Genomic DNA, 13,508 nt, shown 5'->3' on the forward strand with positions numbered 1-13,508 from the left:
AAGCCTGCCATGGGAGGGGGAAATGTCCCCAGTTTCTATCCGGAGCCTCCTTCCCAGGCGCAGCTCTTCAAAACACACCTCTCCTATATTCTCCCGGCCAGAAAAGAAAGCCGCAAAGAAGAAAAAGGAAGTTTTCCGGTGACTTTCCTGGAACTGGAAAACTTCCTTTTTCTGACAACAGCCCTTTTTAAGCCCTCTCCCCGGCGGCAGCAGCTTCAGCGGCCGCCTCCGCATTCAGATTCTTCTGCGCCGTAGCTAGCATCAGCTTAATCCGGTTCAGCTGATTTACCTCGCTGGCTCCCGGATCGTAATCCACGGCGATAATATTCGCCTCAGGATGGGAGGCCCTCAGCTCCTTGATAACGCCTTTTCCCACAATATGGTTGGGCAGACAGCCAAAGGGCTGAGTGCAGATAATATTCTTCGTGCCGCTGTGTATCAGCTCCAGCATCTCTCCGGTAAGGAACCATCCCTCTCCCGTCTGATTTCCCAGAGAAACGTAAGATTTTGCCATGGCAGCCAGATCGTGAATTCGCGCCGGAGGAATAAAATGCGTACTCTTTTCCAGCTCTTTTCTGGCCGTGCGGCGGAAATACTCAAGCATCTGGATTCCCACATTGCAGAGCCATGCAGTGGACTTCTTTCCTCCCAGGTTTTCTGCCTTGAAGTTGGAGTTGTAGAAGCAGTAGAGGAGGAAGTCAAGCAGATCCGGCATCACGGCCTCTGCGCCCTCGCTCTCCAGTAAGTCCACTACGTGATTGTTTGCCAGAGGGGAGAATTTAACCAGGATCTCGCCTACAATTCCCACCTTCGGCTTCACCACATTCCTCCGGGCGAGTGTGTCAAAGTCAGAGATGATTCCACGAAGGTTTCTGCTGAATTCCTTCATGGACGGCTTTTTCTTTGTCAGGGAAGCAATGCATCTCTCCTTCCACTGCTCATGGAGAGCGTCTGCGCTTCCGGGTTTTGCCTCATAGGGCCTTGTGGCGTAGAGAACCCGCATGAACACGTCTCCGTAGACTACAGCCTGCAGAGCCTTGATTACCATCGGCAGTGTAAAAGAGAAGCCCGGGTTTGTCTCCATGCCGTTGGCATTCAGGGAAATAACAGGTATCTGCGGCATCCCTGCCCGCTCTAAGGCACGGCGGATAAATCCAATATAGTTGGACGCACGGCAGCCTCCTCCTGTCTGGCTCATAATGATGGCCGTACGGTTCAGATCGTATTTTCCGGACAGCAGGGCAGACATGATCTGTCCCACCACAATCAGCGACGGATAGCAGGCGTCGTTGTTTACAAACTTAAGGCCTGTGTCAATGGCAGTACGGTCAGAATTCTGGAGTACCTCAAGCTTGTATCCGCAGCTTCTGACTGCCGGTTCGATCAGATCAAAGTGAATCGGAGACATCTGGGGACAGAGAATGGTGTAGTCTTTTTTCATCTCCTTGGTGAAGAAAACGCGGCTGTAGGCGCTTGTGACCACATCATGCTGATAGTGCTTTCTCTCCCTGACACGGATCGCCGAGATCAGAGACCTGATTCGGATTCTGGCGGCTCCCAGATTATTTACCTCGTCGATTTTTAAACAGGTATAGATTTTTCCCGAGTGAGTCAGAATATCGTTTACCTGATCCGTTGTCACTGCATCCAGCCCGCAGCCGAAGGAATTGAGCTGGATGAGATCCAGATTTTCCTGAGTTTTAACAAAGTTTGCGGCTGCGTACAGGCGGGAGTGGTACATCCACTGGTCGGTGACGATGAGGGGACGCTCCACATTTCCCAGATGAGATACTGAGTCCTCTGTCAGCACGGCAAAGCCGTAGGAGGTGATAAGCTCCGGAATTCCGTGGTTGATCTCAGGGTCTACATGGTAGGGACGTCCGGCCAGGACAATTCCGTGGCGGTTATTGTCCACAAGCCACCTGAGAACCTCTTCTCCCTTTTTCTCCATATCTTTCCTGGATGCGAGAAGCTCCTTCCAGGCTTCACCGGCCGCCTCGCGTATCTCTTTTTCCGGAATCTGGAACTGCTCTGTAAACTCCTTTACGAGAGCGTCTGTCAGGATCTCCTCATTGGTGAAGGCCATGAATGGGTTTCTGAACAGAATCTCGTTTCCGTGGAGCTCCTCCACGTTGTTCTTGATATTTTCTGCATAGGAAGTAACCATCGGGCAGTTGTAATGGTTTCCGGCCTCCGGCATTTCGTTTCGCTCATAAGGAATACAGGGGTAAAATATGTATTTGACGCCCTGTTTTATCAGCCATTCTACATGGCCGTGGGCCAGTTTGGCAGGATAACACTCAGACTCGCTGGGGATAGATTCGATTCCCAGCTCGTAAATCTTTCTCGTAGACTGGGGAGACAGGACAGTCCGAAAGCCCAGCTTCTTAAAAAATACGGCCCAGAACGGATAGTTCTCATAGAGGTTCAGCACTCTTGGAATGCCGACTGTTCCCCGTTTTGCCACATCGGCAGTCAGAGGCTCGTAGTCGAACATCCGGTGAAATTTGTAATCAAAGAGGTTTGGAATATCCTCCTTTTTCTTTGAATGTCCGAGGCCGCGCTCGCATCGGTTGCCGGTTACGAACTGGCGTCCGCCGTCGAAACGGTTGATCGTCAGAACGCAGTGGTTGGTGCAGCCCTGGCACCTTGTCATGCTGGTCTTGTAGGAGAGATTTAAAATTTTCTCCATCGGCAGCATGGAGGTTTCCCTGGAGGCGTCATAGCGCTCCCTGGCAATGAGAGCGGCTCCGAAGGCTCCCATGATTCCGGCAATATCCGGGCGGACAGCCTCACAGCCCGCGATTTTCTCGAAGCTTCTGAGCACTGCGTCGTTGTAGAAGGTTCCGCCCTGAACTACCACATGCTTTCCCAGATCGGAGGCGTTTGTGATCTTGATTACCTTAAATAATGCGTTCTTGATAACGGAGTAGGCGAGACCTGCAGAGATGTCGGCTACAGATGCGCCCTCCTTCTGGGCCTGCTTTACGTTGGAATTCATGAATACCGTGCAGCGGGTTCCCAGATCCGTCGGATTTTTCGCAAACAGGGCTTCTTTTGCAAAATCGATGACACTGTAGTTCAGAGATTTCGCAAAGGTTTCGATGAAGGAACCGCAGCCGGAGGAGCAGGCCTCATTGAGCTGAACGCTGTCGACCGTTCCGTCCTTGATCTTGATACACTTCATATCCTGGCCGCCGATGTCCAGAATACAGTCCACATCCGGTTCAAAAAAGGCTGCAGCGTAGTAGTGGGAGATGGTTTCAACCTCCCCCTCATCCAGCATGAAGGCAGCTTTTAAAAGCGCTTCGCCGTATCCGGTGGAACAGGAGTAGACGATGTGGGCGCCCTCAGGGAGTTTCTCATCGATCTCCTTCATGGCGCGTATAGCTGTGGCCAGAGGACTTCCGTTGTTGCTGCTGTAAAAATTGTAGAGCAGAGTTCCGTCCTCGCCGACGAGGGCTACCTTGGTGGTGGTGGATCCTGCGTCGATTCCCAGGAAGCAGTTTCCCTTATAAGTTGACAAGTCACCTTTTTTGACGCAGTGGTTCTCGTGGCGCGTTTTAAATTCCTCATAGGCGGCCTCATTTTCGAAGAGAGGCTCCATACGGTTGACCTCAAAATCCATCTTGATGCCCTTTTTGAGGCGCTCAATCATGGATGATGCATTCATGCTGACTTCGCATTTTGAATTCATGGCAGCGCCGACGGCTGCGAACAGGTGAGAGTGATCAGGGGCAACAATTCTGTCCGGTCCAAGGTTTAGGGTTCTGATAAAAGCTGCCCGAAGCTCGGACAGGAAGTGAAGCGGTCCGCCTAAGAATGCGACAGTACCGCGGATAGGTTTTCCGCAGGCCAGTCCGCTGATGGTCTGGTTGACTACGGCCTGGAAGATGGAGGCGGCAAGGTCCTCCCTTGTAGCGCCCTCGTTGATGAGAGGCTGAATGTCCGATTTCGCAAACACGCCGCAGCGGGCAGCGATGGGATAAATGGCCTTGTAATTTTTTGCGTATTCGTTCAGTCCGGAAGCGTCAGTCTGGAGAAGGGCAGCCATCTGATCGATGAAGGAGCCTGTTCCTCCTGCACAGATGCCGTTCATTCTCTGATCAATGCCTCCGGTAAAGTAGATAATTTTCGCGTCCTCTCCGCCGAGCTCAATGGCTACGTCCGTCTGGGGAGCATAGTCCTGTAGGGCAGATGCCACAGAAACGACTTCCTGGACAAACGGCACTTCCAGATGACTGGAGAGGGTAAGTCCGCCGGAGCCGGTAATCATGGGATAGAGTTCCATGTCTCCGAGAACCTCCACTGCCCGTGAAAGGAGCAGGGCCAGGGTCTCCTGGATGTTTGCAAAGTGGCGTTCGTAATCGGCAAACAGAATGCGGTTGTCATCGTCGATAATCGCGACTTTTACGGTAGTGGAACCGATATCGATTCCCAGTCTTTTACAGGATTTCATATATTAACCGGGGCTAATCCCCGTCCCTCCTTTGTAGTACACGTTTATTCGGCTATACTTTAACATAGAATAAGAAAGAATACAATTGATTATTTGCGTTAAAATGCTGTAAAAAAAAGGTTAGAATCATTAATTTTGCACTAGAGGAAAATTCCGATGTGAAGAACTGTTTTTATCGTTCCCCGGCGTGTTTCTGAAAGGCGGCAGAGGGCGAAGAGAAGAAAAAAGCGGGATCGGCGTGCGCAAAGTGTATGGAAGGAAAAACAATTTATTTGACAAAGAGGGCGGCTAAATTTATAATAAGGAACTAAAGATTCCAACAGAGGGATCAGAAAAGAGAGAGCAGGAAAATATATGAATTTTTTGAGAAAACTAGAAAAGAAATTCGGGAGATATGCCATTCCCAACCTGATGTACTACATTATTATAATGTACGGAATGGGACTCATCATTTATGTGGCAAACCCCAATATTTATTTTCAGTATCTGTCGTTAGATGTGGGGGCGATTCTTCAGGGACAGATTTGGAGAATTGTCACCTTTTTGATCTGTCCGCCTTCTATGAGCAGTGATCCCATGACTTCCGTGCTGCTCAGCGCGATTGCCATGAGCCTTTACTACTTCCTGGGCCGGACGCTGGAGCAGGTGTGGGGAATCTTCCGCTTTAACCTGTATTTCCTGATGGGAATTCTGGGTCATATCGTAGCGGCATTTATCCTCTATTTTGCCACCTGGGCACTGATCGGGGTGCCTCTGTCATTTCCGCTGACCACTTATTACCTGAATAATTCCCTGTTTCTGGCCTTTGCGGTGACATTTCCAAATCTGATGTTCCGCCTGTACTTTGTCATTCCGATCAAGGCATCGTGGCTGGGTATTTTTATCGGGGCAGAATTTCTGTATGACTTTATTTTTGGCGGGTTTGTGTCCAAAATATGTATCGGCCTGTCACTGCTAAATTTTGTCGTATTCTTCCTTATGACCAGAAATTACCGGAAGATCAGTCCCTCCGAGATTCGGAGAAAACAGAAATTCAAATCCAATGTGAAGGCTGCCAATGCACAGAAAATTAAGATTGGGCATCACCGCTGTGCAGTCTGCGGCAGGACTGAAAAAGACGATCCGAATCTGGAGTTCCGTTACTGTTCCAAGTGTGAAGGGGGCTTGGAATACTGTATGGATCACCTTTATACGCATAAACATGTGACAAAGGAGGATTTGGAGAAACGCAGGGAGGACTAGAGCGGGGAGAGTATCAGAGCCGCCGGCTTTTCTGCCGAAGCAGACATGGGGAAAAACGGGGGAAACTTGCAACGCTCAGCCAGAGGGGGCTGAGAACAGATACAGGAGGAATATAACAGGATGAAAAAGACAAAAATTATCTGCACCATGGGCCCGAACACCAATGACAGAGAGATTATGAGACAGCTTGCTTTAAATGGAATGGATGTGGCGCGTTTTAATTTTTCCCACGGAGATTACGAGGAGCATATGGGCCGCTATAAGATCCTCGAGAGTGTGCGTGAAGAGCTGGGGCTTCCAATCGCAGCCCTGCTTGACACCAAGGGTCCGGAGATTCGCACGGGAAATCTGAAGGACGGAAAGAAGGTCACTCTGAAGGCGGGAGAACTTTATACGCTCACCACAGATGAAATCGTGGGTGACGACAGGAGAGGCTTCATCAACTATGCAGGGCTTCCCGCTGATGTGGTGCCGGGAAATCAGATCCTTATTGACGACGGACTGATTGAGCTGGATGTGGAAGAAGTAAGGGGAAATGATATTGTCTGCAGAATCATCAATGGAGGTGAGCTTGGGGAGAAGAAGGGAGTCAATGTACCAAATGTGGAAATTAAGCTCCCGGCTCTGACCGACAAGGACAAGGAGGATATCCTCTTTGGAATCACGGCCGGATTTGACATGATCGCGGCCTCCTTTGTCAGAAATGCATCTGCAATCCGTGAGATTCGTGAGATTCTGGATAAGCATGGTTCCAATATGCTTATTATTGCAAAGATTGAGAATGCAGAGGGTATCAAAAATCTGGATTCCATCCTGGAAGCCTGCGATGGAATTATGGTTGCCCGAGGTGATATGGGAGTTGAGATTCCGGCAGAGAAGGTTCCTCATATACAGAAGCTGATTATCCGAAAGTGCAATGAGGCCTGTAAGCCGGTTATCACAGCAACCCAGATGCTGGACTCCATGATCAGGAATCCCCGTCCAACCCGTGCGGAAGTGACAGACGTGGCCAATGCCGTTTATGACGGAACAGACGCAGTGATGCTCTCCGGGGAGACAGCTATGGGACGCTACCCGGTGGAGGCGGTAAAGATGATGGCTCAGATCGTGGAAGATTCTGAGAAGTATCTGGACTATTCGTCCTATCGTCAGAGAAGGGTCAGTGTGGAAAATAAGAAAAATATCTCCAACGCAGTGTGCTATTCATCCGTAGCCACAGCCCATGATCTGGGCGCAGCTGCGATTGTGGCGCCTTCTGTCAGCGGATTTACAGCGAGAATGCTCTCCAAATGGCGTCCCAACGCGACGATTGTGGGACTCTCACCGAGCATGACAACGGTCCGCCAGATGCAGCTCTACTGGGGGGTGAAGCCGTTCCACGCAAAGAGGGCAGATTCCACCGACGTTCTGGTATATTCTTCTATCGAGATTCTGAAGGAAAAGGGAATCGTAAAGGCAGGAGATGTGGTTGTGGCTACTGCCGGAGTTGTGACTTATGCAAGCCGGCATTCTCCGGCAGCTAATACCAATATCATGCGCGTGGTTGAGGTGGACTAAAGACAGAAATCGATAGGAATGAATAGGAGTCAATAGAGATCAACAGAAATCAGATAAAAAGGCCGGAGTCAGGCAGCTTCAGGATGGCCAGGCCGGAGGGAAGGCTGAGCCGGACTTTTGAAATCAGATAAACGGCTTATGCGGCGCGGCATTTCCCAGTGAAAGTCCGCGCCGTTTTTGCGGATGCCGGATAAAAGGCGCAGGAGAGAACAGAAAAAGGCAAAGACTGCAGAAACGCCGGAGGATTTTAACAGGATAAGGAGAAAGAGAATGGATAAGAAACCGTTTGTGACACTGGAACAGTTAAAAGAGATTACTAAGACATATCCGACACCCTTTCATCTCTATGATGAAAAGGGAATTCGGGAGAATGCAGAGCGCTTAAAGAGGGCATTTTCCTGGAACAAGGGGTTTAGAGAGTACTTTGCAGTCAAGGCAACACCGAACCCGTTTATCATCGATATTTTAAAGAAACTGGACTGCGGAGTGGACTGTTCCTCTCTGACGGAGCTTATGATGGCAGAGGCCATGGAATATGACGGAGAAAAGATCATGTTTTCTTCAAACGATACGCCCCTTGAGGAGTTTCAGAAGGCAGACAGCCTTGGGGCAATTATCAATCTCGATGACATTACCCACATCGAATTTCTTGAGAAGGCCATCGGCCATATTCCGGAAACCATAAGCTGCCGCTACAATCCAGGCGGGCTTTTCAAGATCAGCAATGACATCATGGACAACCCCGGGGATGCCAAATACGGAATGACCACAGAGCAGATTTTCGAGGCATTTAAGATTCTGAAATCAAAGGGAGCGAAACGGTTTGGAATTCACGCATTTCTGGCCAGCAATACGGTGACCAATGAGTATTATCCGATGCTTGCAAAGGTGCTGTTTGAGCTGGCAGTCAAGCTGAAGGAGGAGACCGGAGCAGAGATAGCCTTTATCAACCTTTCCGGCGGAATCGGAATTCCCTACCGTCCGGATCAGGAGCCAAACGATATTTTCATGATTGGAGAGGGAGTAAGAAAGGTTTACGAGGAGGTTCTGGTTCCTGCAGGGATGGGCGATGTGGCAATTTACACAGAGCTGGGACGCTTTATGCTGGGGCCTTACGGCTGCCTGGTGACAACGGCTATCCACGAAAAGCACACGCACAAGGAGTATATCGGTGTAGATGCCTGCGCTGTGAACCTGATGCGCCCGGCCATGTACGGAGCCTACCATCATATTACAGTGATGGGGAAGGAGAAGGAACCATGTGACCATAAGTATGACATAACGGGATCCCTCTGCGAAAACAATGATAAATTTGCCATTGACAGAATGCTTCCGAAAATTGACTTAGGAGATCTGCTGGTGATCCACGATACGGGAGCCCACGGATTTTCCATGGGATATAATTACAACGGAAAGCTGCGCTCTGCAGAGCTCCTTTTAAGGGAGGATGGAAGCGTCCAGATGATCCGCCGGGCAGAGACGCCCAGGGATTATTTCGCCACCTTTGATTTCTGCGATCTCTTTAATAAAGTGCTGTAGGAGACAGCTGGGAAAGAAGAGGGCGTAAAAAGCAGGGGATGAAAGTCCCTATAATGCAGAAAACTGCCGTTTTATTGCATGGGGCGGTGGAATCTTAAGAAAAACTTCATAATTTATTTAAAGACTATACAAACATTTTTGGGAGAACCGTGTTATACTAAAACCATAATAAATGCACGATACAAAAGTAATAAACCTTTTAACCTTTTTGAAATTCCAAAATCCTAACTGAAAGAGCCCCCTGCACCGGAAGGTGCGGGGGTTTTTTCAGTTTACAGGAAAATTTCTTTTCCTCAAATAGAAGGAGTCCCGTGGAAATGGATTGCCCCGGGGATGCTTTCGGCCAAATCTCATTGCAGACAGGTGAGCAAATCGGAGGGACAGCCGCGTACTGCGGCTGTCCCTCCGCTGGGTACATATCCAGTTTTTACGGTGTATCTGATATCTTCTGAATCAGAAGTCCGGCATCCGTAAAGGAGAAGCCGGTTCCAATCATAACCAGAGTGATTGTAGCAGTTGCGGCTACGCTGATGAGTACGGAGGCTGCCAGGGTGGTTGTGTTGCTGGTAGCGGCGATAGTTCCTGATTTTGCACTTCCAGGAATCTGAGTGCCGTCTTCCCGAAGCTCCACCTTCGCCTCGCCGGTGGCGGTTGTGTTGGTTCCGATAACCGAATAGGAAATCAGATATACGCCGGCCTCATTGATGGTAAAATCACCGCTGCTGGCTGTGTGGGTGACGGCGGTGCCCTCCTCTAACTGGTTTGTGTCGAAGGTAAGGGCAGTTCCGTCGGAAGCCGGTGACTGGCTGGGAACATTGGTCGCATACAGGCCATTAAATGGAGGCGCAGCGCCGGTCGGTCCTGTGGCACCGGTAGCACCTGTAGCGCCGGTCGGTCCTGTGGCGCCGTCAGCACCTGCGGCACCTGCCGGTCCTGCAGCGCCGGTCGGTCCTGTGGCGCCGGTAGCGCCCGCCGCTCCTGCTGCTCCGTCTGCACCCGTGGCGCCGGTCGGTCCTGTAGCGCCTGTGGCACCCGTGGCGCCGGTAGGTCCCGTGGCGCCGGTCGGCCCTGTGGCGCCGGTAGCACCTGTAGCGCCGGTTGGTCCTGTAGCGCCGGTCGGTCCGGCAACAGAGAGCAGTGTAAAGTCAGAGTTAGTTCCCGGTGTAGCTAAAATTCCATTTCTGGCAGCACGGTAAATGCTTCCGTTGAAGTAAACAATATCCCCTTCAGCATAAGTGACAGTGGGATTATAGGCAGTAGCGGTGTCAAGTCCTGGTCCGGGTGCGCCGGTCGGTCCTGTGGCACCTGTGGCGCCGGTAGCGCCCGCCGGTCCTGCCGGCCCCTGGGCTCCCTGAGGTCCTGCCGGTCCCTGAGGTCCCTGAGGTCCCTGAGGCCCTGCCGGTCCCTGGAGTCCCTGAGGCCCCTGAGGTCCGGTCGGTCCGGTTCCGCCCTGAGGAATTGTAAAGTTCAGAATGGGCCGGCAGGGAGTGCCGCTGTTAAATACATTGGCGGCTGTCCCGGGAAGCCCTGTGATGGTCTGCCCGATGGCGATTGGCTGAGGGCAGGTACCAGGCGGGCATGGGTTCGGCGGAAAAATAGGCGGGCATGGGCGTCCGCACTGGCATGGATTTTGATTGCATCTATTACACATAAATAAATCCTTCATGTTTTGTTTTAATATAATATATGCAGGGATGTACTTTGGGTGAAAAGACAGCATACAGGGGAAGAAAAGCTCTGGGCAGAGGTGATTTTTCTGCTCTTTACGCCGGTGATTTATCATGCTATAATGTCCGGTAGACAGAATTTTATCATACTTCAGAGAAAATAAGATTTTAAAATAAGCTGCTGAGAGCAGTGCTGTTTTCTGAAACAGTCGGGACAGACAGAACTTCTGCCTGTCTTTTTGGGGTACGGTTTTTTAGGCTGCACAGATAACAGAGCGGCTTTTTGCCTGGATAGGAAACAGAGAGGCTGTCGCATACCGCAGAAAATTTCGTCTCCCGGATACAGAAAGATTCAGGGATGTACACGATGCGTGGGCGCTGGTCTTTTGGGAGCCACACTCCGGTGCATATTTTACATAACGGAATAAGGAAGAGAGAATATCTATTGGGCGGGCGGTCAGAAGATGAGTGAAACAATGAAGAAAAAAGAAGGTGCAGTTATCAGGACAATGCCGTTTCACGCACCTATTTTACTATGCGGAATTTTTATAACCGTTATTCTTTCAGGAATTTATTTATACAGAACAGAGTACATATTGAAGGAAAATGCGAAGCATCTGGCAAAATTATATGCAGAACGTTTTGAGACAGTGACAGAAGATGCGGCAGATCGGACGAATGTCATGAAGGCGGCAGTTCAGTCATCAAAGGGAAAGATGACGGAGGAAGAATTTAATCAGATCATGTCACTGGCCGGCACAGGAAGGGGCATAATTTCAGAAATTCTTGTCACAGGGAGCGGGGAAATATATCAGTATCCGAAGAATGTACTGCCTCAGTCTGCATCGCAGAATGGTGTAAGGGCAGAAGTTGAAAAGCTCAGGAGTCTTGCAGAAGAAAGAAAAGAAAACGTATTGGGGACTCCACTGGAAACGGAAAAGCTGTCAGCAGTCTCTATCCTGGTATCTCCGATTTTTACGGTTCAGGGGCAGAAGGAGAAGCTTTGCGGATTTGCCTGCGCTGTCTTGGACGTTGATAAAATATCTAAGGAAGCAGGATGGGAGGATTTAAAAAATAAGGGATATTCATATAAGCTGGTGACAGAATCCGGAAGTTCAGCAATTTCTATGGGAAATGTGGATGAGAGCCAGGCTGTGCAGCAGCCGGTTTCTGTTCCGGGGGGACAGTGGAACCTGTCTGTTACGCTTGACAAAGGATGGACGGACTGGGAAGGTTGCGTGATAATCGTGATGCTTGGATTAGCTGCCAGCGCAGCTCTGTCATATATTTATCATGTCTCCCAGGAGAGGAAACGCATTCTCGACGCTTTGGAGCTGGAAGATGAAATTTTTCGCATTTCCATGGAGGAGAGCGGCCTCACTGTATTTATCTATAACCAGGAAGACAGGAGGCTTGTATTTCAGAACAGCAGTCAGAATGGAAGCAGGAGAGGAAGGGTACTGGAACATATTCCTGAAAGAATGGCAGAGAAGATTCAGGATTCAGGCATGCGAAAAGGATTTCTCGGCATGTTTAAGGCTCTGGAAAATGGAAAGAGGAGTGCCTCCTGCGTCATGAAAAAACAGACGGAGAAGGGGACGATCTGGGAACGGGTGACCCTTGTAAATCCATTTCCCGACAAGTATGGAAACCGAAAAATTATCGGTATCATTCAGGATATTACGGCTGAGAGGAAAATCGAACTGGATGACGAGATTTTAAGGATTTCTGCCGATTACAGCGGGCTGTCGGTGTTTATCTACAATAAAGAGACACAGGAGCTGACCTTCAAAAACAGAGGAGGCTGGGATATAGAATTTCCGGCTAATATGAAAATGAGTCTGGAAGATGCTGCAGAGCGTTTCATCAGTCCGGAATCAAAGGGAAAATTTTTGAGCGCTTTTGAGGAGATCATTGAGACAAGGAGGGAGACGATCTGCAGGGCTGCAGCGGTTTTTGATGGAGAGGAGCGATGGAAAAAAATTACGCTTCTTAATCCGTTTTCCCTGCAGAGCAGCGCAAGGCAGATTGTCGGTATCATTGAAGATGTGACAGAGGAGAGAAAGAAGGAGCATCAGCTTTTAAAAGAGAAGGCATATATGGAGGCAATGATAGGACAGTCCGTGTTTCATCTGGAAACGAATGTGACCCGCAATCGTCTGCTGTCCTATAACCGGATTCCTGTTCCGGAGGGAGAGCATATTCAGTATGAAGAATTCATTCAGGAGCATGTAGCTCAGATCGTGTACCAGGAGGATGCCAGGGAGGTATCGGATATCCTGAGCTGTGACAGGCTGAAGGAAGAGTTTTACTCCAAGGGGAAAAACCAATTTTCCCTTGAATACCGGAGACGTACGGACCATGGATATTCCTGGTGTGTGGCAAATGTATATCTGACAGAGCTCCCGGAAAGCCATGAGCTGAATGCCGTAGTGGTTTCCCACAACAATGAGGAAAAGAAAAAGAAGGAGCTGGAGCTTCTCTATAAGGCAGAGAGGGATCAGCTGACCGGGCTTTACAACCGGGCTGCCTCTGAGAGAAATATAAATGCCAGCCTGTCTATCGGAGCCAGGGACATGAAATCAGCATTTCTTCTGATTGATCTGGATAATTTTAAGGAGATCAATGACACAATGGGACATGTACAGGGAGATTTGGTCCTCAGGGAAGTTGCCGAGATACTGAGGAGCAGTTTTCGAAAGACAGATATTGTGGGGCGCCTTGGCGGAGATGAATTTATCGTTCTGATGAGAGACATCAAATCACAGGAGAATGTGCGATCCAGTGCAGAAAAGCTCCTTGGGCTTTTACGGCGCACATATAAAAGAGAGGGGCGGGAGGTAAGTATCAGCGGTTCCATTGGGATTGCCATGGTTCCGGAATGCGGAAGGAAATTTAAACATCTGTATGACTGCGCAGATCAGGCCCTCTATTCTGTCAAATATGCGGGAAAGGGAGGCTACTGCTTTGCCGAAAAGGCGGACAGCAGGCAGAAGGCAGAACAGGAATAGCGAGGGGAATGCAAAAAGACCGGTACAAAACAG

Annotated in this window: 6 protein-coding genes; 4 read left to right on the forward strand and 2 right to left on the reverse strand. The window is 49.8% G+C overall.

Annotation, left to right across the window (positions count from 1 at the left end; all coding sequences use genetic code 11):
• Positions 1 to 187: 187 nt before the first annotated feature.
• On the reverse strand, positions 188 to 4,459 hold the full coding sequence (locus tag LK436_RS07440; protein ID WP_008398977.1) for a 2-hydroxyacyl-CoA dehydratase: 4,272 nt from the start codon (positions 4,457 to 4,459) through the stop codon (positions 188 to 190).
• Between the two features lie 354 nt (positions 4,460 to 4,813).
• Between LK436_RS07440 and LK436_RS07445 the strand changes: the two genes are divergently transcribed.
• The 3 genes from LK436_RS07445 to LK436_RS07455 all read left to right on the forward strand — a co-directional run bounded on the left by LK436_RS07445 (position 4,814) and on the right by LK436_RS07455 (position 8,797).
• The gene (locus LK436_RS07445; RefSeq protein ID WP_008398976.1) at positions 4,814 to 5,701 is read left to right on the forward strand and encodes a membrane protein; all 888 of its coding nucleotides are present in this window, start codon (positions 4,814 to 4,816) and stop codon (positions 5,699 to 5,701) included.
• A gap of 120 nt (positions 5,702 to 5,821) precedes the next feature.
• Positions 5,822 to 7,258, forward strand: coding sequence for a pyruvate kinase (gene pyk, locus LK436_RS07450; RefSeq protein ID WP_008398975.1), 1,437 nt, complete (start codon positions 5,822 to 5,824; stop codon positions 7,256 to 7,258).
• 270 nt (positions 7,259 to 7,528) lie between these two features.
• Positions 7,529 to 8,797: a diaminopimelate decarboxylase gene (locus tag LK436_RS07455; protein WP_044931755.1), complete on the forward strand. Its 1,269-nt coding sequence runs from the start codon at positions 7,529 to 7,531 to the stop codon at positions 8,795 to 8,797.
• A 427-nt stretch (positions 8,798 to 9,224) separates the two neighbouring features.
• Here LK436_RS07455 and LK436_RS07460 read toward each other — a convergent pair whose 3' ends face one another.
• Positions 9,225 to 10,448, reverse strand: coding sequence for a BclA C-terminal domain-containing protein (locus LK436_RS07460; protein ID WP_147594728.1), 1,224 nt, complete (start codon positions 10,446 to 10,448; stop codon positions 9,225 to 9,227).
• A 480-nt stretch (positions 10,449 to 10,928) separates the two neighbouring features.
• Here LK436_RS07460 and LK436_RS07465 point away from each other — a divergent pair, with 480 nt between their 5' ends.
• A complete protein-coding gene (locus LK436_RS07465; RefSeq protein ID WP_008398970.1) occupies positions 10,929 to 13,475 on the forward strand; it encodes a sensor domain-containing diguanylate cyclase in 2,547 nt (848 codons plus the stop codon).
• Positions 13,476 to 13,508: the final 33 nt, after the last annotated feature.

This window comes from Clostridium sp. M62/1 (genome assembly GCF_020736365.1).
Taxonomy (GTDB): Bacteria; Bacillota; Clostridia; order Lachnospirales; family Lachnospiraceae; genus Otoolea; species Otoolea saccharolyticum_A.